The organism is Pseudomonas sp. HR96 (assembly GCF_034059295.1).
In the GTDB taxonomy this organism is placed as follows: Bacteria; Pseudomonadota; Gammaproteobacteria; order Pseudomonadales; family Pseudomonadaceae; genus Aquipseudomonas.
The window spans coordinates 5,509,026-5,528,846 of record NZ_CP139141.1; the positions used below are offsets into that span (position 1 = coordinate 5,509,026).

At 64.9% G+C, this 19,821-nt stretch carries 23 protein-coding genes and 1 other RNA gene; 12 read left to right on the forward strand and 12 right to left on the reverse strand.

Annotated features, from left to right (window positions below; genetic code table 11):
• The first annotated feature begins 54 nt into the window (after nt 1–54).
• The 4 genes from SFA35_RS24640 to SFA35_RS24655 all read left to right on the forward strand — a co-directional run bounded on the left by SFA35_RS24640 (nt 55) and on the right by SFA35_RS24655 (nt 3,680).
• Nucleotides 55–1,818: a GspE/PulE family protein gene (locus SFA35_RS24640; protein ID WP_320573668.1), complete on the forward strand. Its 1,764-nt coding sequence runs from the start codon at nt 55–57 to the stop codon at nt 1,816–1,818.
• Nucleotides 1,819–1,885: 67 nt separating this feature from the next.
• Nucleotides 1,886–2,803 (forward strand): SPFH domain-containing protein, encoded by a 918-nt coding sequence (locus SFA35_RS24645; protein ID WP_320573670.1) that lies wholly within the window; start codon nt 1,886–1,888, stop codon nt 2,801–2,803.
• An 8-nt stretch (nt 2,804–2,811) separates the two neighbouring features.
• Entirely contained in the window at nt 2,812–3,279 is a 468-nt protein-coding gene (locus SFA35_RS24650; protein ID WP_320573672.1) for an NfeD family protein, read from the forward strand.
• Nucleotides 3,280–3,362: 83 nt separating this feature from the next.
• Nucleotides 3,363–3,680: a DUF2388 domain-containing protein gene (locus tag SFA35_RS24655; protein ID WP_320573674.1), complete on the forward strand. Its 318-nt coding sequence runs from the start codon at nt 3,363–3,365 to the stop codon at nt 3,678–3,680.
• Between the two features lie 107 nt (nt 3,681–3,787).
• On the opposite strand, the gene gcvH is transcribed toward SFA35_RS24655, so the two are convergent.
• From gcvH to SFA35_RS24685, 6 genes are all read right to left on the reverse strand, one after another.
• The gene (gene gcvH / locus SFA35_RS24660) at nt 3,788–4,171 is read right to left on the reverse strand and encodes a glycine cleavage system protein GcvH (RefSeq protein ID WP_320573677.1); all 384 of its coding nucleotides are present in this window, start codon (nt 4,169–4,171) and stop codon (nt 3,788–3,790) included.
• Between the two features lie 51 nt (nt 4,172–4,222).
• Nucleotides 4,223–5,305, reverse strand: a complete 1,083-nt coding sequence (gene gcvT / locus SFA35_RS24665; RefSeq protein ID WP_320573679.1) for a glycine cleavage system aminomethyltransferase GcvT — start codon at nt 5,303–5,305, stop codon at nt 4,223–4,225.
• A 190-nt stretch (nt 5,306–5,495) separates the two neighbouring features.
• The gene (locus tag SFA35_RS24670) at nt 5,496–6,713 is read right to left on the reverse strand and encodes a 2-octaprenyl-3-methyl-6-methoxy-1,4-benzoquinol hydroxylase (protein WP_320573681.1); all 1,218 of its coding nucleotides are present in this window, start codon (nt 6,711–6,713) and stop codon (nt 5,496–5,498) included.
• 55 nt (nt 6,714–6,768) lie between these two features.
• Nucleotides 6,769–7,956: a 2-octaprenyl-6-methoxyphenyl hydroxylase gene (gene ubiH, locus SFA35_RS24675; RefSeq protein WP_320573683.1), complete on the reverse strand. Its 1,188-nt coding sequence runs from the start codon at nt 7,954–7,956 to the stop codon at nt 6,769–6,771.
• Nucleotides 7,953–9,287, reverse strand: a complete 1,335-nt coding sequence (gene pepP, locus SFA35_RS24680) for a Xaa-Pro aminopeptidase (protein ID WP_320573685.1) — start codon at nt 9,285–9,287, stop codon at nt 7,953–7,955. Before pepP ends, ubiH begins: the two co-directional genes overlap by 4 nt.
• Before the next feature lie 24 nt (nt 9,288–9,311).
• Nucleotides 9,312–9,869, reverse strand: coding sequence for a YecA family protein (locus SFA35_RS24685; protein WP_320573687.1), 558 nt, complete (start codon nt 9,867–9,869; stop codon nt 9,312–9,314).
• Between the two features lie 141 nt (nt 9,870–10,010).
• Here SFA35_RS24685 and SFA35_RS24690 point away from each other — a divergent pair, with 141 nt between their 5' ends.
• The 4 genes from SFA35_RS24690 to SFA35_RS24705 all read left to right on the forward strand — a co-directional run bounded on the left by SFA35_RS24690 (nt 10,011) and on the right by SFA35_RS24705 (nt 11,493).
• Nucleotides 10,011–10,220, forward strand: a complete 210-nt coding sequence (locus SFA35_RS24690; RefSeq protein WP_320573689.1) for a TIGR02449 family protein — start codon at nt 10,011–10,013, stop codon at nt 10,218–10,220.
• Entirely contained in the window at nt 10,217–10,534 is a 318-nt protein-coding gene (locus tag SFA35_RS24695) for a cell division protein ZapA (RefSeq protein WP_320573691.1), read from the forward strand. Before SFA35_RS24690 ends, SFA35_RS24695 begins: the two co-directional genes overlap by 4 nt.
• 31 nt (nt 10,535–10,565) lie before the next feature.
• Nucleotides 10,566–10,744: non-coding RNA, 6S RNA (gene ssrS / locus SFA35_RS24700), on the forward strand.
• Between the two features lie 116 nt (nt 10,745–10,860).
• Nucleotides 10,861–11,493 (forward strand): 5-formyltetrahydrofolate cyclo-ligase, encoded by a 633-nt coding sequence (locus SFA35_RS24705; RefSeq protein WP_320573693.1) that lies wholly within the window; start codon nt 10,861–10,863, stop codon nt 11,491–11,493.
• On the opposite strand, the gene SFA35_RS24710 is transcribed toward SFA35_RS24705, so the two are convergent.
• Entirely contained in the window at nt 11,494–11,634 is a 141-nt protein-coding gene (locus tag SFA35_RS24710) for a hypothetical protein (RefSeq protein ID WP_320573695.1), read from the reverse strand.
• 208 nt (nt 11,635–11,842) lie between these two features.
• Between SFA35_RS24710 and SFA35_RS24715 the strand changes: the two genes are divergently transcribed.
• Nucleotides 11,843–12,295 carry an EVE domain-containing protein gene (locus SFA35_RS24715; protein ID WP_320573697.1) on the forward strand — a complete coding sequence of 151 codons (453 nt, stop codon included), beginning with the start codon at nt 11,843–11,845 and terminating at the stop codon, nt 12,293–12,295.
• Here SFA35_RS24715 and SFA35_RS24720 read toward each other — a convergent pair.
• Nucleotides 12,285–12,698 (reverse strand): flagellar basal body-associated protein FliL, encoded by a 414-nt coding sequence (locus SFA35_RS24720; protein WP_320573699.1) that lies wholly within the window; start codon nt 12,696–12,698, stop codon nt 12,285–12,287. The two genes, SFA35_RS24715 and SFA35_RS24720, sit on opposite strands and share 11 nt — an antisense overlap.
• A 150-nt stretch (nt 12,699–12,848) precedes the next feature.
• On the opposite strand from SFA35_RS24720, the gene SFA35_RS24725 reads away from it, so the two are divergent.
• Together SFA35_RS24725 and SFA35_RS24730 are read left to right on the forward strand one after the other, a co-directional pair.
• Nucleotides 12,849–13,829 carry an NADPH:quinone oxidoreductase family protein gene (locus SFA35_RS24725; protein WP_320573701.1) on the forward strand — a complete coding sequence of 327 codons (981 nt, stop codon included), beginning with the start codon at nt 12,849–12,851 and terminating at the stop codon, nt 13,827–13,829.
• Between the two features lie 91 nt (nt 13,830–13,920).
• On the forward strand, nt 13,921–15,054 hold the full coding sequence (locus SFA35_RS24730) for a hypothetical protein (RefSeq protein ID WP_320573703.1): 1,134 nt from the start codon (nt 13,921–13,923) through the stop codon (nt 15,052–15,054).
• Nucleotides 15,055–15,058: 4 nt separating this feature from the next.
• Here the strand turns inward: SFA35_RS24730 and SFA35_RS24735 are convergent, their stop codons facing one another.
• Nucleotides 15,059–15,703 carry a gamma-glutamylcyclotransferase gene (locus tag SFA35_RS24735; protein ID WP_320573705.1) on the reverse strand — a complete coding sequence of 215 codons (645 nt, stop codon included), beginning with the start codon at nt 15,701–15,703 and terminating at the stop codon, nt 15,059–15,061.
• Between the two features lie 374 nt (nt 15,704–16,077).
• On the opposite strand from SFA35_RS24735, the gene SFA35_RS24740 reads away from it, so the two are divergent.
• Nucleotides 16,078–16,551: a sn-glycerol-3-phosphate transporter gene (locus SFA35_RS24740; protein ID WP_320573707.1), complete on the forward strand. Its 474-nt coding sequence runs from the start codon at nt 16,078–16,080 to the stop codon at nt 16,549–16,551.
• On the opposite strand, the gene SFA35_RS24745 is transcribed toward SFA35_RS24740, so the two are convergent.
• From SFA35_RS24745 to SFA35_RS24755, 3 genes are all read right to left on the reverse strand, one after another.
• Complete coding sequence (locus SFA35_RS24745) at nt 16,548–17,516, reverse strand: CDP-6-deoxy-delta-3,4-glucoseen reductase (protein ID WP_320573709.1); 969 nt, start codon at nt 17,514–17,516, stop codon at nt 16,548–16,550. The two genes, SFA35_RS24740 and SFA35_RS24745, sit on opposite strands and share 4 nt — an antisense overlap.
• The gene (gene ubiD, locus SFA35_RS24750; protein ID WP_320573712.1) at nt 17,516–18,982 is read right to left on the reverse strand and encodes a 4-hydroxy-3-polyprenylbenzoate decarboxylase; all 1,467 of its coding nucleotides are present in this window, start codon (nt 18,980–18,982) and stop codon (nt 17,516–17,518) included. Before ubiD ends, SFA35_RS24745 begins: the two co-directional genes overlap by 1 nt.
• 73 nt (nt 18,983–19,055) lie before the next feature.
• Nucleotides 19,056–19,673 (reverse strand): energy transducer TonB, encoded by a 618-nt coding sequence (locus SFA35_RS24755; protein WP_320573714.1) that lies wholly within the window; start codon nt 19,671–19,673, stop codon nt 19,056–19,058.
• Nucleotides 19,674–19,821: the final 148 nt, after the last annotated feature.

Consider the following 19,821-nt stretch of genomic DNA (forward strand, 5'->3'; position numbering starts at 1 on the left):
TGGCCTAAGCTTGTTGTAGCGCAGGGAAGCGCTGCAGAGGCAAGCAGGGTGGCCATGACAACGCACACGATCGATCGCCCGCTGGAGTTGGCCAGGCTGGTGCCTGAGCTGGTCACCCAAGGCTTGCTGGGCCAGGACGACGGCGAGCGAGTACTGCAGCAGCGCCATGGCCTGCCCGCAGCCCACCCCCTGGTGTACCTGGCCGAGCAACGCCTCGATGACTTGAGCCGCCCGGGGCAGCCCCTCTCCCTGGAACACCTGACCCTGTGGCTGGCGCTGCAGGCTGGCCAGGCCTATTGGCGCATCGACCCGCTCGACCTCGAACTCACTCGGCTCAGTGCCCTGCTGCCCGGGCCCTTCGCCCAGCGCTACGGCATCGTGGTGGTGGCCGAGGAGCCGCCCATGCTGATCATTGCCAGCGCTCAACCCTTCATCACCAGCTGGTTGCCGGCCCTGGCCCAGGCGCTCAAGCGGCCGATCAAGCAGGTGGTGGCCAACCCGCTGGACATCCAGCGCTGCACCGAGCATTTCTACCTGCTCAACCGCTCGCTGCGCGGTGCCAGCCCGCCCCCCCTGGCCGAGCCCGAGCCGGCCCTGCGCGGCGCCGAGGGCGAGCCGGGCGCCGACGAGGCACCGGTGGTCAGCCTGGTCGACTGGCTGTTGCAGCATGCCTTCGAACAGCGCGCCAGCGATATCCACCTGGAGCCGCGCCGCGAACAAGGCCGCGTGCGCTTTCGCATCGACGGCCAGCTGCACGATGTCCAGCAATTCCAGCCCACCATACTGGCCGCCATGGTCAGCCGCCTGAAAAGTCTGGGGCGCATGAACATCGCCGAAAAGCGCCGCCCCCAGGATGGTCGGATCCACACCCGGCTGCCCCAGGGCGGCGAGGTCGAACTTCGGCTCTCGACCCTACCCACCGCGTTCGGTGAAAAAATGGTGCTACGCGTGTTCGATCCGCTGGTGCTGCTGCGCGACTTCGCCAGCCTGGGGTTCACCAAGCGCCAGCTGGCACTCTGGGAAGACCTGCTGCGCCAGCCCCACGGCATCATTCTGGTCACAGGGCCGACCGGTTCGGGCAAGACCACCACGCTGTACAGCGCGCTGAAACGCCTGGCCAGCAGCCGCATCAACCTGTGCACCATCGAAGACCCAATCGAGATGCTCGAACCGGCCTTCAACCAGATGCAGGTGCAACACAATATCGACCTGACATTCGCCAGCGGCCTGCGCGCGCTCATGCGCCAGGACCCGGACGTAATCATGGTGGGCGAGATCCGCGACCTGGAAACGGCGCAAATGGCCATCCAGGCCGCCCTGACCGGGCACCTGGTACTCTCCACCCTGCACACCAACGACGCCGCGGGCGCGATCACCCGGCTGCTCGAGCTGGGGGTGCCGCATTACCTGCTCAAGGCGACGCTGCTCGGGGTCATGGGCCAGCGCCTGGTGCGCACCCTGTGCGTCCATTGCAGTGCGCCGCAGCCGGTGCCGGTGCCAACCTGGGAGGCCCTCACCCGGCCGTGGCGGATACGCCCACCGGCCTCGTCCCGGCATCCCGGCGGCTGCGCGGAATGCCGTGACACCGGCTACCGTGGCCGCACGGCCCTGTATGAAATTCTGGTGCTCGGCGAAAGCCTGCGCGAATGCATCGTGGCTGGCACCGACGTCGCCGCTCTGAGGCGCCAGGCCTGCAGGGAGGGCATGCGCAGCCTGCGCGTAGCCGGCGCGCAGAAGGTCGCGGCGGGGGTCACCAGCATCGAGGAGGTGCTGCGTACCACCCCCGGGTATGACTTCCATGGCTCCAACGCGTCGTGAAACAATTGCCCGCTGGCGGTGACCCTGGCATGGGTCGACAATCAGTTTTTGCCCACAGGTAACCGTCATGCAAATCGGAAGCGTCGCACTGCTCTTCGTCGCACTCGCCGTGGCCATCGTGTTCATGGGCTTCAAGGTGGTCCCCCAGGGCTACCAATGGACCGTGGAGCGCTTCGGCCGGTACACCACCACCCTCAAGCCGGGCCTGAACCTCATCGTGCCGGTCATGGACCGCATCGGGCGCAAGATCAACGTCATGGAAAGCGTGCTCGACATCCCGCCGCAGGAAGTCATCACCGCCGACAACGCAACAGTGCAGATCGACGCCGTTTGCTTCTTCCAGGTGGTCAACACTGCCCAGGCGGCCTACGAGGTCAACAACCTCGAGCACGCCGTGCGCAACCTGCTGCAAACCAATATCCGTACCGTGCTGGGCTCCATGGAGCTCGATGCCATGCTCAGCCAGCGCGACAACATCAACGAGCGCCTGCTGCGCACCGTGGATGAAGCCACCGCGCCGTGGGGCATCAAGATCACCCGTATCGAAATCAAGGATATCAGCCCGCCGGCCGACCTGATGGCCGCCATGAGCGGGCAGATGAAGGCCGAGCGAGTGAAGCGCGCGCAGATCCTCGAAGCCGAAGGGCTGCGAGCGGCGGCTATTCTTACGGCCGAGGGCAAGAAACAAGGGCAGATCCTCGAAGCCGAGGGCGAGCGTCAGGCGGCCTTCCTCGAAGCCGAAGCTCGCGAGCGGCAGGCCGAAGCCGAGGCCCGGGCGACTCAGGTGGTGTCCGAAGCCATCGGCAGTGGCAATGTCCAGGCAATCAATTACTTCGTGGCACAGAAGTACATCGAATCCTTGGGCAAGCTGGCCACCTCCAGCAACAGCAAGGTCATCCTGATGCCACTGGAAGCCACCCAGGTGGTAGGCTCGGTGGCCGGCATTGGTGAACTCATCAAGGCCACCTTCGACAAGAAAGCCTGAGCCCGATCATGTGGAACCTCCTGCAAGCTCACACCTATTGGGACTGGCTGGCGTTCGGCACGCTGCTGCTGATCCTCGAGATATTCGGTGCCGGCGGCTACCTGCTCTGGACCGGGATCGCCGCCGCTGCGGTGGGTCTGCTGGTGTTCATCCTGCCGGGGCTGGAGTGGGCGTTGCAGCTTGTAGCGTTCGCAGTGCTGTGCGTATCGACGGCGACATTCTGGTGGTACCGCCAGCGCAAGACCGGTGAGACCGACCAACCGCTGCTCAACCGCCGCGGGCAGGAATTGATAGGGCGGGTGTTCGTGGTCCACGAGGCCATCGTCGACGGCCGCGGCAAGATCAAGGTGGGCGACGGGGTATGGTTGGCACGCGGCGCGGATGCAGCGGTGGGCAGCCATGTGCGGGTGGTCGAACAACAGGACGTACACCTGCTGGTCGAGCCGGCAGCCGCCAAAGGCCAGCCCGAGCCTTGAGCAACTAAGCCGGTTGCGGCCCGGAACTCGTTCCTGGCAAACCTATCAAAGCTTTCACAATACCCACCCCCGGAGTACCTGCCATGCGTGTCAAAACTGCCGCTCTCACGCTTGCCTTGATTGCCTTGCCTGTTGGTTCAGCCATGGCCGATGGGTTCCTGCGTGACGTACTGTCGTCCGGTGCAACCACAGGTTCGACCTACCTTACCTCGCGCCACCACAAGCTGATCGTCGCCGCGCAGGACGATGCCAGCAGCTTCGTTGCCAGCGATGGCAGCATCCGCGGCCCTTACCTGGAAGCCGCCTTGCAGAAAGTCCGCAGCGACAACCCAGGCCTCAAGGCCAGCGACATGGACCTGGCCAATGCCATTCTGGCCAAGAACACCGTCGCCGAGCAGTAACAGCCTACTGTGGGAGCGGGCCCAGCCCGCGAGGGTTTGATCTTCTATAAGCCCAAACTGGCCTTCGGCCTCCCGGGGGCCGGGCCCCCGCCCACATCACAGCACCCTCACTCGCCGATGGCAGCCTTGTAGCCGGCCGCATCCAGCAGCTTGCCTACTGCGCTTGGATCAGCTGGCTTGAGCTTGAAGATCCACGCCCCATAAGGGTCGGTGTTCAGCAGCTCGGGTTCGCTGGTGAGTGCGTCATTGACCGCAATCACTTCGCCAGCCACAGGCGAGTAAATATCCGAAGCAGCCTTGACCGACTCGACGACGCCTGCCGCATCACCGGCAGCGAACACCTTGCCAACCTCCGCCAGCTCGACGAACACCACGTCGCCCAAGGCTTCCTGGGCGTGATCGGAGATGCCCACGGTCACCGTGCCATCGGCTTCCAGGCGCGCCCATTCATGACTTTCGGCAAAACGCAGCTCAGCAGGGATATTGCTCATGGGTTGCTCCTCGACAGGTCAGCGGCTGGACCGCAAATAATGATAGGTGATTCAAACAAGGGTCTTGCCGTGACGCACGAAGGTCGGTTTGACCACGCGCACCGGATACCACTTGCCACGAATTTCGACTTCGGCGCGCTCGCCAGTGGCGCTGGGTACGCGTGCCAGAGCGATGGATTTGCTTAGCGTAGGGGAAAAACTGCCACTGGTGATCTCCCCTTCGCCAATTTCTGCGATGCGCACTACCTGATGCGCACGCAGCACGCCGCGCTCTTCGAGCACCAGGCCGACCAGCCTTGAGCGCGGGCCGCTGCGCTGTTCGCGCTCCAGTGCCGCACGGCCGATGAAGCGGCGCGAGGACGGCTCCCAGGCGACGCTCCAGCCCATGTTGGAGGCCAGCGGCGAATTGTGTTCGTCGATGTCCTGGCCGTACAGGTTCATGCCGGCCTCCAGACGCAGGGTGTCGCGAGCACCCAGGCCGATCGGCGTGATGCCCGCGCCGACCAGGTCGTTGAACAGGCCCGGCGCCTGGTCGGCGGGCAGCACGATCTCCAGGCCGTCTTCCCCGGTGTAACCGGTACGCGCGATAAACCAGTCGCCCTCGCTGCGCCCTTCGAACGGCTGCAGTTGCTGCACCAGCATGGCCCGGGCCTGGCTGAGCAGCGCGGCCAGCCTGACTCGAGCATGGGGGCCCTGGATGGCCAGCATGGCCAGCTCGGTGCGCTCGAGCAGCTGCACGTCCATGCCTTCGGCGTGGCGCTGCAGCCAGGCCATGTCCTTGCTGCGAGTCGCGGCATTGACCACCAGGCGGTAGCCGTTTTCCAGACGGTAGACGATGAGATCGTCGATCATGCCGCCCTGCTCGTTGAGCATCGCGCTGTAGAGCGCGCGACCGACTTCGGCCAGCCGCTCGACGTCGTTGGCCAGCAGCTGCTGCAAAAATGCCTTGGCCTGACTGCCATGAACGTCGATCACAGCCATGTGCGAGACGTCGAACACCCCACAATCACGGCGCACCTGATGGTGCTCCTCGACTTGCGAGCCGTAGTGCAGGGGCATGTCCCAACCGCCAAAATCGACCAGCTTGGCGCCAAGCGCAAGGTGCAGGTCATACAGAGGCGTACGCTGTCCCATGGGTTTCTCCTTCCGGGCGTGGCGATGGCGCGAGGCGCTCTCCATGAGCGAACCCGCCGAATGCCGCGCATTGTAGCCGCAAGGCCGGGTGCTGGCATCCGTGAAACATTTCACAAGATTTTCCAGCAAGCGTTGGACCCGCAGGGCCGGCTGGCAGCCCGATCCAGCCGATGACCGGCCATAGCCGCGTTCAAGGCCGGGCGAGCTGCGGCAGATCACCGCTCAAGCCCAGGGCCTGGCGCACGAACAAGGCCTTGGCCGACGGCAGGCTCTCTACCAGGCCCAGGCCGCTGTTGCGCAGCCAGCGCAGCGGCAGTGGGTCGGCCTGGAACAGCCGCTCGAAGCCCTGCATGGCCGCCATCAGCGCCAGGTTGTGCGGCATGCGCCGGCGCTCGTAGCGGCTCAACACCCGCAGGTCCGCCAGCGCCTCGCCGCGCCCCTGGGCGGCGGCCAGCTCTTCGGCCAGCACGGCGGCATCCAGCAGCCCGAGGTTGACGCCCTGCCCGGCCAGCGGATGAATGGTATGCGCCGCATCGCCGATCAGCGCCAGCCCGGGCGCCACATAGCGCTTGGCGTGGCGTTGGCGCAACGGCACACAAACCCGCAGGTCAGTGTGCAGCACCTGCCCCAGGCGCCCTTCGAAAGCCTGTTCGAGCGCGCGGCAGAAGCCCAGGTCGTCCAGTTTCATCAGGCGCTCGGCCTGCACCGGGGTGGTCGACCAGACGATGGAGCACCAATGCCGGTCGTCGCCCTGCTGCAATGGCAGGAACGCCAGCGGGCCATCGTCGGTGAAGCGCTGCCAGGCCGTGGCCTGGTTCGGCTCGCTGCAGCGCACGCTGGTGACGATGGCGTGGTGCAGGTAATCCCACTCGCGGGTTGGCGTACCGGTCAGACGACGCACCGCCGAGTTGGCCCCGTCGGCCGCCACTACCAGCGGCGCGCGCAGGGAACGCCCGCCCGACAGAGTCAGCAGCCAGTCATCGCCGGAGCGACGCATCTGCTCCAGCCGGGCATTGGCCAGCAGGCCTACCGAGCTGTCGCGCAATTGTTCGAGCAGGGCGTCCTGCACCACGCGGTTCTCGACGATATGGCCAAGCACGTCGGCGTGCACGCTGGCGGCATCGAATCGGATATGGCCGGTGCCACTACCGTCCCACACGTCCATGCGCCTATATGGGCTGGCGCGCCGGGCCAGGATGCCCGGCCAGGCCCCCAGACGCTGCAGCAGGCGCTGGCTGGCCATGGACAGGGCGCTGACCCGCGGGTCGAACCCGGCCTGCGCCTCGAATGGCGCCAGGTCCAACGGGCTGCCGTCGACCAGCACCAGGTTCAGCCCGCTGTCACGCAGCGCCAGCGCCAAGGCGCTGCCGACCATGCCAGCTCCGACTATCAGAAGATCCGCGCGCATTTCCATGCTTTACAACCATGCCTTGGGCAGCCGAGGCCGCCGGTCGAGATTCAATTCAAAGGTCCGGGCGGGTGCCCAGGCCCATGGCCTGGCGAGCGAACCAGCGTTTGGCCGGCGGCAGCAGGTCAAGGCCGAGCAGGCCCAGGTTGCGACCCAGCGCCAGCACCGGCCGCGAGGCACCGAACAGGCGCGTGACCTGGTCGGAAAAGCCCACGGTAAGCTGCTGGTCGAGCTGCTGGCGCTGGCGATAGCCGCGCAGCGTGGCGAAATCGCCCAGCGCTGCGGTGCTGGCCAGCAGGGCCTCGGTCAGCGCCTGAACATCGCGCAGCGACAGGTTGAAGCCCTGCCCGGCAATCGGATGCAAGGCGTGTGCGGCATTGCCGAGCACCACCAGATGCGGGCGCACCTGCTCTTGCGCTTCGACCAGCGACAGCGGATAGAGGTGCCGCGCGCCGACCTGGCGCAGCGGCCCCAGGCGGTAGCCGAACACATCCTGCAACTGCGCCAGGAAGGTTTTTTCGTCCAGCTCGACCAGGCGCCGCGCATCCATGCCCTTGCGCGTCCAGACCAGCGCGCAGCGGTTGTCCGGCAGCGGCAGCAAGGCCATCGGGCCGTCTTCGGTGAAGCGTTCGAACGCCTGGCCCAGGTGCGCTTCGCCGGGGGTGATATTGGCGATCAGCGCGCTCTGGTCGTAGGGCCGTTCGCGCACTGCGATGCCCAGTTGTTCGCGCAGGCCGGAGCGCCCGCCATCGGCAAGAATCGCCAGGTCGCAGTCCAGCTGGGTGTCATCGTTGAGCGAGAGGCGATAACCCGCTTGCACTGCCTGCATGGCCGTCACTTCGGCCGGGCAGCGCCAGCTGACCACCTCGCGGTCCAGGGCCTGCCACAGGCACTGCCCCAGCCACGCATTTTCCACCACGTAGCCGAGCGCCGGCACGCCTTCTTCGCTGGCGACCAGGCGGGTGCTGCCAAAACGGCCGCGGTCGGACACGTGGATCTGCCGGATCGGCTCCGAGCGCTGGCTGATGGCCGGCCACAGGCCCAGGCGGTCGTAGATCTGCCGGGTGCCGAAGGACAGCGCCGAAGAGCGTGCGTCGTAGCTGGGCTGATAGCTGTCGCCCGGCGCGAAGGGCTCGATCAGCACTATCTTCCAGCCACGCGCCTTGGCCCCGGCCTGCAGGGCTACCGCCAGGCTGGCGCCGACCAGGCCGCCACCGACGATGGCGATATTGACCCGGTTCAAGGCGCACCGACCCTGGCAGCGGCCATCATCGCCTCGATGTCGGCGGTGCTGCGCGGCAGGCCGGCGGTCAGCACCTCGCAGCCCTTGCGCGTGACCACCACGTCGTCCTCGATGCGGATGCCGATGCCGCGCCATTTCTTCGCGACCCGGGTGTTGTCCGGGGCGATGTAGATACCCGGCTCCACGGTCAGGGTCATGCCCGGCTCGAGCACTCGCCATTCACCGCCAACCTTGTATTCGCCGACGTCGTGCACGTCCATGCCTAGCCAGTGGCCGGCACGGTGCATGTAGAACTCGCGATGGGCGTCGCCGGCGATCAGCTCGTCGACGTCACCCTGCAGCAGGCCCAGCTCGACCAGACCCTCGGTGATCACCCGCACCGTGGCCTCGTGGGCCTGGTTCCAGTGCCTGTTCGGGCCGATCGCCGCGAACGCCGCTTCCTGGGACTTGAGCACCACGTCGTAGAGCGCCTTCTGCTCGGCGGAAAACCGCCCGCTGACCGGAAAGGTGCGAGTGATGTCGCTGGCGTAGCAGTCGATTTCGCAGCCGGCGTCGATCAGCACCAGGTCGCCGTCCTTGAGCACCGCGTCATTCTCCTGATAGTGCAGGATGCAACCGTTGCGCCCGGCGGCGACGATCGAGCCGTAGGCCGGCATCTTCGCCCCGCCCCGGCGAAATTCGTAGTCGAGCTCGGCCTCCAGGCTGAACTCGTGCAGCCCGGCACGGCAGGCCTGGATGGCGCGGATGTGCGCGCGCACCGAGATCGCCGCCGCGTGGCGCATGGTCTTGATCTCGGCCGCCGACTTGTAGAGGCGCATGTCGTGCAGCAGGTGGTCGAGGGCCACGAACTCCTTGGGCGGCTGCGCGCCCATGCGCGTCTTGGAACGGATGACGTTGATCCACTCCATCAGGTGGCGGTCGAATTCGGCATTGCTGCCCATGGCCGAATAGACCCGGTCACGGCCCTCGATGAGGCCCGGCAGAATGTCGTCGATGTCGCTGATGGGGAAGGCGTCATCGGCGCCGTATTCGCTCATGGCGCCATCCTGGCCGGCGCGCAGGCCGTCCCACAGTTCACGCTCGGGATTGCGCTCGCGGCAGAACAACACGTATTCGCCGTGCTCGCGCCCCGGGATCAACGCCATCACCGCCTCCGGCTCGCCGAAACCGCTCAGGTACTGGAAGTCGCTGTCCTGGCGATAGACATGCTCGACGTCGCGGTTGCGGATGGCCACGGCGGCGGCCGGCAGGATGGCAATGCTGTTGGGCTCCATCTGCGCCATCAGTGCCTTGCGACGGCGGGCGTATTCCGCTTTCGGGATATGAGTCATAGGCAGCGCGAAGCCCCGTGGTGATCAGTGAACGGAGGGCTTGGCCACAGGCGCAACGGCGCCCTTGGCCGATTCGGTGAACAGCAGCAGCGGCGCGACGCGCAGATATTCCATCACTTCCATGTAGTCGCTCTCGCCGTCGTCGGACTCCTCCAGGGCGTCCTGCACCTGGGCGATCGCTGCCAGGTCCTGCAGCACTTCCATGGCCTCGGTGCTCAAGGCCGTATCGCGGGCGGTCAGGCCGAAGCCTGCGAGAAAGCCCTGGCACCACTGGCCCAGGGCTTCGGCGCGCTCGCGCAGCGGCGCATCATCGGAAGGCAACAGCAGCACGACAGTCATGTCGTCGCTGCCCAGCTCACCCTTGACCATTTCCTGCAGGCCGATCAGCGCCTGACGCACGTTGTCGGCCGGCTGCGCACCCAGCAACTCGCTGGCATCGACCAGCCAGGGCTCGAGCTCGAAGCCTGCGCCAGCGCAACTACGCCCCAACAGCAGGCCGTGCAGCTCGGCGGGGGAAACGGGATGGCCGCTACCGGCGAGCAAGGTAGCGAAAGCGTGGTACGGGGAGTTCTGTATAGGCATGGGCAACTAGGCGCCAAGCGGCGCAATGACTAGAATGGAGGCCTTGTATCCTAGCACCGGCAGGCGCGCCAAGACCATCGACGCCGCCGATTCCAGCAAACCAGGATCGCCCCTTCACCTGTCAGACCGTAACTGGACCCCATGCAAACAAATGAACTGCAAGCGCTGATGGGCAAGCTCGAACTCCTGATTGATCGAGTCGAGCAACTTAAACGGCAAAACGGACTCCTATTAGCGCAGGAAAAAACCTGGCGCGAGGAGCGCGCCCACCTTATCGAAAAAAACGAAATCGCCCGGCGTAAGGTGGAATCGATGATTTCGCGCCTCAAGGCCCTGGAGCAAGACTCATGAGTTCAAGCAATAGCGTGACCGTCCATATCCTGGACAAGGAATACTCGATCATCTGCCCTCCCGAAGAGCGTAGCAACCTGGTCAGCGCCGCGCGCTACCTGGACGGCAAGATGCGCGAAATCCGCAGCGGCGGCAAAGTCATCGGGGCCGATCGGATCGCGGTCATGGCGGCGCTGAACATCACCCACGACCTGCTGCATCGCCAGGAAACACCGGAATTGTCGGCCAATGGATCCACCCGCGAACAGGTCCGCGACCTGCTCGACCGCGTCGACCTGGCGCTCGCCACTGATCAGGATGGCAGCAAGGGCTGATTTTCCCTGCGACTTTCGGGTATAATTTCCCGACTCCCTGGAGTGCTTGCCAGTCGGTCATGTCCCTGAGCCGATACGCACAACCACGGGGGTTGCACGTTGGGGCTGGTGTGCATGTCCGCTAGACGGAAAGCCTTAAAGCCTCCTGCAATCTCCACCTTGAACTTTCGGGTTCAAGGGCTACACCGACAGCGGTTCGTCGGGGAGTCCAGTTCAATGACCTCTGCCTGCTCGGCCGGCAGTGGTATCAAACCGCCCGAATCCGTGGCGTACGCTTCGCAGCGGCCTGCCCCGGCCAATGAGTTAGCCAGGGGCCCTGCCGCACGATGAGCCAACCCGACCAGCCCACCCGTCAACAGCTGCGCCGCCAACTGCGCAAGGCTCGTCGCGCCCTGACGCCAGCCGAGCAGCGTGCCGCCGCCCGTGGCCTGTACCGGCAGCTGGCGCAGCACCCGCTGTTTCGCCGCGCGCGGCATGTGTCGCTGTATTTGCCCAATGATGGCGAGATCGACCCTGGCCTGCTGCTGGCCGAGGCGCAGCGACGCGGCAAGCGCACCTACCTGCCGGTGCTCAGCGCCTGGCCGCGGACGCGGATGGTGTTTCAGCGCATCCTCCCGGGAGAACGCTTCAAGGCCAACCGCTTCGGCATTCCGGAGCCAGTGGTGCGCCGCGCCCGGCAGCGCGCCATCTGGGCCCTGGACCTGGTGTTGATGCCCTTGGTGGGTTTTGACGACGCGGGTGGGCGGCTGGGCATGGGCGGCGGCTTCTACGACCGCAGCCTGGCCTATCGCGCGCGCCGCCATGCCTGGCAAAAACCGCTGCTGCTGGGACTGGCCCACGAATGTCAGAAGGTCGAGCGACTGGCCCAGGCCAGCTGGGACATCCCTTTGCAGGGCACGGTCTCGGACCTGCGCTGGTATGTCGCAGGCCCGCTGGAGAAAGGTGGCGTGAGCGCCTGATCAGCGCTTGGCGGGGGCGGTTTGCACCTGCGGCTCGTCGTTGCTTTTGTGGCTCCACAAGCTTTGCGCATAACCGGTGGTGACGACACCCAGGCCGAAGATAAAGACCAATACCCACAACAGATCCGGTTTACGGCGCATCGATAACCCCCCTCGGTTACAGCTTGCAACGGTGTCGACAACGGGTAAACCGATAGGCCGATCAGCAACGTCTGGCTTAAAATGCGCGCATTCTGCGACAACCCGTCGCTCCACGCAAACATTGACGTCAACCGGCTGTCGGTTTGTCGCGCACGGACATGGATTGGCTCGTGCGCGCCAGGCGCAGCCTACTGAAGGGAAGTCGAGAATGGCCTACTGGCTGATGAAATCCGAACCGGACGAGCTGTCCATCAGTGCCCTGGCGGCCTTGGGCAAAGCGCGCTGGGACGGCGTGCGCAACTATCAGGCACGCAATTTCATGCGCACCATGGCCGCCGGCGACGAGTTTTTCTTCTACCACTCCAGCTGCCCCGAACCGGGCATCGCCGGCATCGCCCGCATCCGCGCCGCCGCCTACCCCGACCCGACAGCGCTCGACCCGCAGAGCCACTATCACGACCCCAAAGCCAGCGCCGAGAAAAACCCCTGGAGCGCGCTGGACGTCGAGCACGTGCGCACCTTCAAGCGCGTGCTGGGGCTGGGCCTGCTCAAGCAACAGGCGGCCCTGGCGGAGCTGGCGCTGGTGCACAAAGGCAGTCGCCTGTCAGTGATGCCGGTCACGGCAGCCCAGTGGGCGGCCGTGCTCGCGCTTACTGAATGATCAGGTTGTTGAACAGCAGGTCTTCGACGATGGGCTTGCCCTCTTCGTCGTTCATCACCTGCTGCACCTGCTTGAGCGCTTCCTGACGGAGTTTTTCCTTGGCCTCGACGTTGCTCAGCGAATCCACTGTCTGCTGGGCGAACAAGGCGACCAGCTGGTTGCGGATCAACGGATCCTGGTGCTTGACCGCCGCGACCGCCTCGGCACCCGTCACCTTGAGGGCAACGTCGGCCTTGTAGACGTGCAGCTTGGGGCTGCCGTCCAGCGCATAATTGCCGACGAAGGGCGGGCTCAGCGACACGTAGGCCACGGTGGGCGCCGCGCCCTCTCCTTCCTTCGCCTCTTCGGCCAGTGCCGCAAAGGGCACCGACAAGGCCAGCAGCATCACGATCCACGCTTTCACAGTTCACTCCTCGTTCCAATGACGGTCAGCATACCCAAGCCGAGCACAGACGCCAGCGGTTATGGCGGCTTATCCACAGCCGGCATGCTGGTTGACCGTAAACTTCATGCTCCTGTACTTATCGGCCATCACTTGCAAAGGAATAGCCCGATGAGAGCAGTGTTGTGCAAAGCCTTCGGTCCTGCCGAGAATCTTGTGCTGCAAGACATGCCCGAGCTCGAAGCCAGGAGCAACGAGATCGTGCTCGACGTGCATGCCGCCGGGGTCAATTTCCCCGACACGCTGATCATCGAGGGCAAGTACCAATTCAAGCCCCCCTTGCCCTTCTCTCCCGGCGGCGAAGCGGCGGGAGTGGTCAGCAGCGTTGGCGCCAAGGCGGGGCAGTTCCAGATCGGTGACCGCGTCATGGCCCTGACCGGCTGGGGCAGTTTCGCCGAACAAGTGGCGGTGCCGGCCTATAACGTCCTGCCCATGCCGGCCGGCATGGATTTCACCACCGCCGCCGCCTTCAGCATGACCTACGGCACCTCGATGCATGCGCTCAAGCAACGCGGCCAGTTGCAGCCGGGTGAAACCTTGCTGGTGCTCGGCGCCGGGGGCGGCGTGGGCCTGGCCGCCGTGGAAATCGGCAAGGCCATGGGGGCACGGGTGATCGCCGCCGCGAGCAGCTCCGAAAAGCTCGCCCTGGCCAAGGCTGCCGGCGCCGATGAGTTGATCAACTACCGCGAATGCCACCTCAAGGACGAGCTCAAACGGTTGACCCAGGGCAACGGTGTCGATGTGATCTACGACCCGGTCGGCGGCGAGCTGTTCGAGCCCGCTGTACGCTCGCTGGCCTGGAATGGCCGCCTGCTGGTGGTCGGCTTCGCCAGCGGCACCATCCCCCAGCTGGCGGCCAACCTGGTGCTGCTCAAGGGCGCGGCGGTGCTTGGCGTCTTCTGGGGCGCCTTCGCCCAGCGTCAGCCGGCGGACAATGCCAGCAACTTTCAGCAACTCTTTGCCTGGTATGCAGAGGGCAAGCTCAAGCCGCGGGTGTCCCGTGTCTACCCGCTGGAGCAGGCGGGTCAGGCCGTCGCCGACCTCGCGCAACGGCGGGCGGTGGGCAAGCTGGTGGTTCGGGTCCGCGACTGAAAGACCCGGGGTCAAAGCAACGCTTCCAAGTGCCCTGCTTGCCCGAGCTGAGCTCAACTGGTGCTCCCACGACCACCGACGAGCACCGCCCATGACCATTTTCACCGTTTACTTCTGCGGCACCGGCTCCACCCGCTTCGATGCTGCCCATCCCGACTACTGGGATGGCGAGCTGGTGTCGACCCTGGCCAACCACACCGAAGGCCATGAGTTCGCCCACTGGGTCGTGCTGGACGGCCCAGGCAGCGGCAACCTGCAGGCGGACGAGCTGACCGTTGAGTCGAAGAACCACCCTTATGCCGGCGTCGCCTTTGGCAAGGGATGGCAGAGCAACATCGCGCACGCGCTGAATATCATGAAAGGCCGCTTCGACTGGCAGCGCACCGTGCTGACCCAGGCCGACTACGAGAACCTCAAGAATCATGGGGTGGCCATCGACGACGTCGAGATCAGCGGCAGCTTCTGGTCGCGGGTGTACGACTACGGCGAGCGCAAGATCAACCAGCAGCAGCTGCAGAAGCAGCTGGTGGCCATCCACCGCAAGGGCGCAATCATTCCCACGCAGGTCAACCTGGTGGGCTGGAGCCGTGGCGGCATCAGCTGCCATATGCTGGCCAACGCGATGCTGCTCGACCCGCAATTGCGCGATATTCCAGTGAATATCTTCACCATCGACCCGGTGCCCGGGCCGCTGAATTTCCAGATCGACAAGACCCGGCTTGGCGCCAATGTGCGCGAGTACGTCGGCTTTTATGCCCGCGACGAGCGCTCGAAAACCTTTGCCAGCGTCATCCCGATCACCCAGGCGCAGACGCGCACCTCGATCTTCCCCATGCCGGGGCGCCACGCCACCCTGGTGGGCAACGCCTCGCGCAACGGTGCTCAGGGCCCGGCCCTGCTCAAGGAGCCTGGGCGGCTGGTTCGCCATTTTGCCGAAACCTGCCTGACGCGGTGGGGTGTGGCGCTGCGCAAGTGCCTGAACCTGACCGATGCCGATGTGCGCGCCGCCCACCAGCAGATGCTCGCCGACCAGCCGATCTATGCCGCCATGCGCAGCCATACCTATCTGGGCATCGCCGAGGAGGACGCTGGGCAACGGCGGGTGGTGCTGGGCGAATACACCACGCGCTTCGACAAGCTCAGCGGCGCGTCATGGCGACCGCAGGTTGGCCTGGCTGTGGGGCTGGAGGCCGGCATCGAGCACTATGGCGAGCTGTCACACTGAGCACTCATGGGCAGGAATGGCAACGCTTGATGCGCGCTTCCAGATTGCGATCGGGCATGGCATGGCTGCGCAGGGCGGCGATGGTCTGTTCGACGTAATCCAGGGTCGTGCCGTAGCGGCCGCTGGCGCTGGCCAGAATCTGGCTGAGCAAGTTGTCGGGCAGGTTGCCCGCATAGCTGGGCAAGTGGCGCTCCAGCACGAAGCCCAGCGCCTGAACCTTGCTGCCGTCATCGAGACGGCAATTGAGCCAATGCGGCCGGTAGGAAGGATACGGCATCTCGCGCTTCCACAGCGCCACCAGCGAGCACTCCAGCTGGTCTTCCGGCAGCCGATAGGCAAACCCGCTGCATGAACCGCCCCGATCCAGGCCGAACACCAGGCCTGGGCACTCCGGGGTACCGCGGTGCTCGTGGGACCACAAGTACAAGCCGCGATGGTAGCCGTGTACTCGAGCGCGACGACGCTCGACCGCCGAGCATTCCGGGCGCCAGATCAGCGAACCGTAGGCGAACAGCCAGACCGGGCCGCCGTGATGCCGGCGCATGGTACTTTCGATCGAGTGCGTCAGCTGTTCATCGGTCAGTTGCGGGCCGAGGTCCAGCGACGGTGGATAGACAACATTGAGATCTGCTATTTCAAGCGCCGACATAGTAGTCGCCTGGCTTCCCCGTGAATGACCTGCGCCACGCACTACCTGTTCGTTAAATCCGAGCTTGGTTCAACCTACGGCAAATTGCCGCAGGAAAACAAGCCTTTGCGACGACTGGCGAGCTCATCGCCGATCATTTGCAACATTCTCCAAGTTGCCATGCACCCAATTGGGCAACTTGCCAGCGACAGCGCACCGAATGGAGCCAGGCCGGGGAAAGTTGCACTAAAAAGTGCATAAGCTTAGATCCCACATATAACGGCGAATTTTCCTACAAGCCATGTCGAAATAGCTGATTGCCGAGCAGGCCTCGAATCGGAGAAAAAGGTCGGCTAGACCGATCCATTCCCATTCCGCTTGCCAAGGCCGTACCTATGCTCCGAAAACTCCTGCCGTTGCCGTCCGCCGCGCTCGTCGCGCTCGCCGTCCAAGCGCCCACCGCTCAGGCGAGCGACGAACACTGGTACGTGCAAGCCAGTGTCCACACCAGCCATTTCGCCAACAACGATAATTACAACAATCGGCAGGATCTGTTCGGGCTTGAGCGCAACCGGGCCGATAAGCTCATCTACGGTGCCGCCACCTTTCGCAATTCGTTCTCGCAGCGCTCGCACTATGCCTACGTCGGCAAGCGCTTCGACGCCAGCGGGCTGCCGCTGTACGCCAAACTGAGCGGTGGATTGGTGCACGGTTATCGCGGCGAGTACCGCGACAAGATCCCGCTGAACCGTTTTGGGGTGGCGCCCGCAGTCATTCCTGCGGTGGGCGCCAATCTGGGGCCGGTGGGGGTCGAATGGGTGCTGCTCGGCTTTGCCGCGACCATGGTCAATGTCGGCGTGAAATTCTAGGGGCGCGGGGCGTAGGCGAACACGTCGGCGCGCATCTGATGCGCATCCATGCCCGCCGCCACCAGGGCGTCCAGCGTCCCATAGACCATGGCCGGCGAGCCGCTGGCGTAGACGTGCACCTGGGACAGGTCGGCAATGTCCTCGCTGACCGCTTCATGCAGCATGCCGCACCGCCCTTCCCAGCCGCACAGGTCGCTGACCACCTGATGCAGGAACAGGTTGGGCACCCGCTTCCACTCGTCCCAGTGCTCCAGCCGGTAGAAATCCTCAGGCCGCCGGGCGCCCCAGTACAGGTGCACCGGGTACTTGAAGCCCGCTGCGCGGCAATGCTCGATCAGCGCATGCATCTGCGCCATACCGGTGCCGGCGGCGATCAGCACCAGCGGCCCGGCCGGCAGCTGCGCCAGATGGGTATCGCCGAACGGCATTTCGATGCGGGCGATACCGTCGCGCTGCAATTGGGTAATCAACTCCCGGGAACTGTCCTCACGCACCAGGATGTGCAGCTCCAGATCGCGGCCGCCGTGAGGGGCCGAGGCCAGCGAGAACGCCGACTTCTCGCCGTTGTCCCGCTCGATCATCAGGTATTGCCCGGCGTGGTAGCGCGGTGGCTTGCCGGCCGGCGCGCGCAAGCGCACGCGCCAGACATCGCCACCCACCTCCAGGCACTCGCTGACTTGGCAGGCCATGCGCCGCACCGGCAGCTCCCCCGGAGCGAGCACGCCGTCCCAGAGCAATTCGCAGTCCTCCAGAGGTTCGGCGATGCAGGTATAGACCTCCCCATGGGTGTGCACCTGGCCCTCCTGGCGCACGCTTCCCGCCACCAGCAGCGCCGCGCAGACGTGGCAGTTGCCGTTGCGGCAGCTCTGCGGGCAGTCGTGCCCGGAACGCTGGGCAGCCGCCAGGATCCGTTCGCCCGGCTCGGTCTGCAATACGGTGCCCGAAGGCTGCAAGGTCACGCGCATCAGTCTATTCCCAACTGGTTCCACAGCTCATCGATGCGCCGGGTCACCGCTTCGTCCTTGACGATGACGCGGCCCCACTCGCGGGTGGTCTCGCCGGGCCACTTGTGCGTGGCATCCAGGCCCATCTTCGAACCCAGCCCGGACACCGGCGAGGCGAAGTCCAGGTAGTCGATCGGCGTGTTGTCGATCATCACCGTGTCGCGCTTGGGGTCCATGCGCGTGGTGATAGCCCAGATCACGTCGTTCCAGTCGCGGGCATTGATGTCGTCGTCGGTGACGATCACGAACTTGGTGTACATGAACTGGCGCAGGAACGACCAGACCCCCAGCATCACCCGCTTGGCGTGGCCCGGGTACTGCTTTTTCATGGTCACCACTGCCATGCGATAGGAGCAACCCTCCGGCGGCAGGTAGAAATCGGTGATCTCGGGAAACTGCTTCTGCAGGATCGGCACGAACACTTCATTCAAGGCCACGCCAAGAATCGCCGGCTCATCCGGCGGCCGGCCGGTGTAGGTGCTGTGATAGATCGGCTTGATACGGTGGGTGATGCGCTCGACGGTGAACACCGGGAAGCTGTCCACTTCATTGTAGTAGCCGGTGTGGTCGCCATACGGGCCTTCCGGAGCCATTTCGCCGGGATGGATCACCCCTTCGAGGATGATCTCGGCGGTGGCTGGCACCTGCAGGTCATTGCCACGGCATTTGACCAGCTCGGTACGGTTGCCGCGCAACAAGCCGGCGAAGGCGTATTCCGACAGGCTGTCCGGCACCGGGGTGACCGCGCCGAGGATGGTCGCAGGGTCCGCGCCCAGCGCCACCGACACTGGAAACGGCTGGCCAGGGTGTTTCTCGCACCACTCGCGGTAATCCAGCGCGCCGCCACGATGGCTCAACCAGCGCATGATCACCTTGTTGCGGGCAATCACTTGCTGGCGGTAGATGCCCAGGTTCTGCCGTTCCTTGTTCGGCCCCTTGGTCACCGTCAGGCCCCAGGTGATCAGCGGCGCCACGTCGCCCGGCCAGCAGTGCTGCACCGGCAGCATGCCGAGGTCGACGTCGTCGCCCTCGATGACGATCTCCTGGCAAGCCGCGTCCTTTACCACCTTGGGCGCCATGGCAATGATCTTCTTGAAGATCGGCAGCTTCGACCAGGCGTCCTTGAGCCCCTTGGGCGGCTCCGGCTCCTTGAGAAAAGCCAGCAGCTTGCCGATCTCGCGCAGCTCGGAAACGTCCTCGGCGCCCATACCCAGCGCCACCCGCCCAGGGGTACCGAACAGGTTGCCCAGCACGGGGATATCAAAGCCGGTGGGCTTCTCGAACAGCAGCGCCGGGCCCTTGGCGCGCAGGGTGCGGTCGCAGACTTCGGTCATTTCCAGCACAGGGGAAATCGGCACCTGGATGCGCTTCAACTCGCCGCGCTGCTCCAGCTGCTGCACGAAATCCCGAAGATCCTTGAATTTCATCGACCACGCCATTCAATCAAATAGGTGGACATCGTACCTGATGCGAGGCGGCGGCCCCAAGCCAAGGTGCGGGTCAGGAGCTTTCAGGCAGGTTTTCACCCTGAGGACTGTGCGTAGGTAAAAAATCCACAAACGGCCGGTGCGGCTCCTGGCCACAAGCCAGCAGCACATCCGCCCAGGAGTCGGACAGCTGCTGCAGCAAGGCTCGACGCTCGTTCCAGGACACCTTGCCGCTGACAAACGCACGATTGAGGGCCCAGTCGACCCCGCCGAACTCGTCGCCTGCAGCGGGTGGCCGATGCTGATCCAGGAGGTTCTGACAGGTGCGGGCAAGCGGCGCCCTCAGGCGCTGCTCGCGGCCCTGGGGCGCATAGACAGAAATCAGCGGAAGCATGATATCCACGTAGGGCGGATGGCCGTTCTCGAGCGGCCAAGGCTCATATCGCCAACGCTGCAGGATGCGCCTGAAGTCGCGTGCCAACTCAGGATCCTCGCTGCCCAGCATGGACACGTAGGTCACCTCCCCATCCGCCATCACCCTGTATTCGAGGGTAACCATGCCGACCCGGTGGACGCCGTAGACCTTTTTGAGCTGATCGACAGTACCGCTTCTGGGTTTCAGATAGAAATCAGCGTGCGCCAGCGGCGCCATCAGCAGCGCTCCGACGACCCATGCAATCGAGCTTTTCATCCCATGACTCTCCCGTGTTCAACGAAGAAGCAGGGTGACGCTTGCGATGATGGCCGGACAGTCAGGCGCCTCCGAAAAGCCTGTAGGAAGATTCCTGCAATGAGCGGCAGCAGAAACAACAATGGCGCCACATGGGCGCCATTGCTGA

Excerpts from the sequence above, each read along its gene's own strand:
- SFA35_RS24695 (WP_320573691.1), top strand. The coding sequence starts at position 10,217 with ATGAGTTCAAGCAATAGCGTGACCGTCCATATCCTGGACAAGGAATAC.
- SFA35_RS24640 (WP_320573668.1), top strand. The coding sequence starts at position 55 with ATGACAACGCACACGATCGATCGCCCGCTGGAGTTGGCCAGGCTGGTG.
- SFA35_RS24730 (WP_320573703.1), top strand. The coding sequence starts at position 13,921 with ATGACCATTTTCACCGTTTACTTCTGCGGCACCGGCTCCACCCGCTTC.
- SFA35_RS24655 (WP_320573674.1), top strand. The coding sequence starts at position 3,363 with ATGCGTGTCAAAACTGCCGCTCTCACGCTTGCCTTGATTGCCTTGCCT.
- SFA35_RS24690 (WP_320573689.1), top strand. The coding sequence starts at position 10,011 with ATGCAAACAAATGAACTGCAAGCGCTGATGGGCAAGCTCGAACTCCTG.
- SFA35_RS24705 (WP_320573693.1), top strand. The coding sequence starts at position 10,861 with ATGAGCCAACCCGACCAGCCCACCCGTCAACAGCTGCGCCGCCAACTG.
- gcvH (WP_320573677.1), bottom strand. The coding sequence starts at position 4,171 with ATGAGCAATATCCCTGCTGAGCTGCGTTTTGCCGAAAGTCATGAATGG.
- SFA35_RS24645 (WP_320573670.1), top strand. The coding sequence starts at position 1,886 with ATGCAAATCGGAAGCGTCGCACTGCTCTTCGTCGCACTCGCCGTGGCC.
- pepP (WP_320573685.1), bottom strand. The coding sequence starts at position 9,287 with ATGACTCATATCCCGAAAGCGGAATACGCCCGCCGTCGCAAGGCACTG.
- SFA35_RS24725 (WP_320573701.1), top strand. The coding sequence starts at position 12,849 with ATGAGAGCAGTGTTGTGCAAAGCCTTCGGTCCTGCCGAGAATCTTGTG.
- SFA35_RS24735 (WP_320573705.1), bottom strand. The coding sequence starts at position 15,703 with ATGTCGGCGCTTGAAATAGCAGATCTCAATGTTGTCTATCCACCGTCG.
- SFA35_RS24670 (WP_320573681.1), bottom strand. The coding sequence starts at position 6,713 with ATGCGCGCGGATCTTCTGATAGTCGGAGCTGGCATGGTCGGCAGCGCC.
- SFA35_RS24710 (WP_320573695.1), bottom strand. The coding sequence starts at position 11,634 with ATGCGCCGTAAACCGGATCTGTTGTGGGTATTGGTCTTTATCTTCGGC.
- SFA35_RS24745 (WP_320573709.1), bottom strand. The coding sequence starts at position 17,516 with ATGCGCGTGACCTTGCAGCCTTCGGGCACCGTATTGCAGACCGAGCCG.
- SFA35_RS24715 (WP_320573697.1), top strand. The coding sequence starts at position 11,843 with ATGGCCTACTGGCTGATGAAATCCGAACCGGACGAGCTGTCCATCAGT.
- SFA35_RS24685 (WP_320573687.1), bottom strand. The coding sequence starts at position 9,869 with ATGCCTATACAGAACTCCCCGTACCACGCTTTCGCTACCTTGCTCGCC.
- SFA35_RS24740 (WP_320573707.1), top strand. The coding sequence starts at position 16,078 with ATGCTCCGAAAACTCCTGCCGTTGCCGTCCGCCGCGCTCGTCGCGCTC.
- SFA35_RS24755 (WP_320573714.1), bottom strand. The coding sequence starts at position 19,673 with ATGAAAAGCTCGATTGCATGGGTCGTCGGAGCGCTGCTGATGGCGCCG.
- ubiD (WP_320573712.1), bottom strand. The coding sequence starts at position 18,982 with ATGAAATTCAAGGATCTTCGGGATTTCGTGCAGCAGCTGGAGCAGCGC.
- gcvT (WP_320573679.1), bottom strand. The coding sequence starts at position 5,305 with ATGGGACAGCGTACGCCTCTGTATGACCTGCACCTTGCGCTTGGCGCC.
- SFA35_RS24650 (WP_320573672.1), top strand. The coding sequence starts at position 2,812 with ATGTGGAACCTCCTGCAAGCTCACACCTATTGGGACTGGCTGGCGTTC.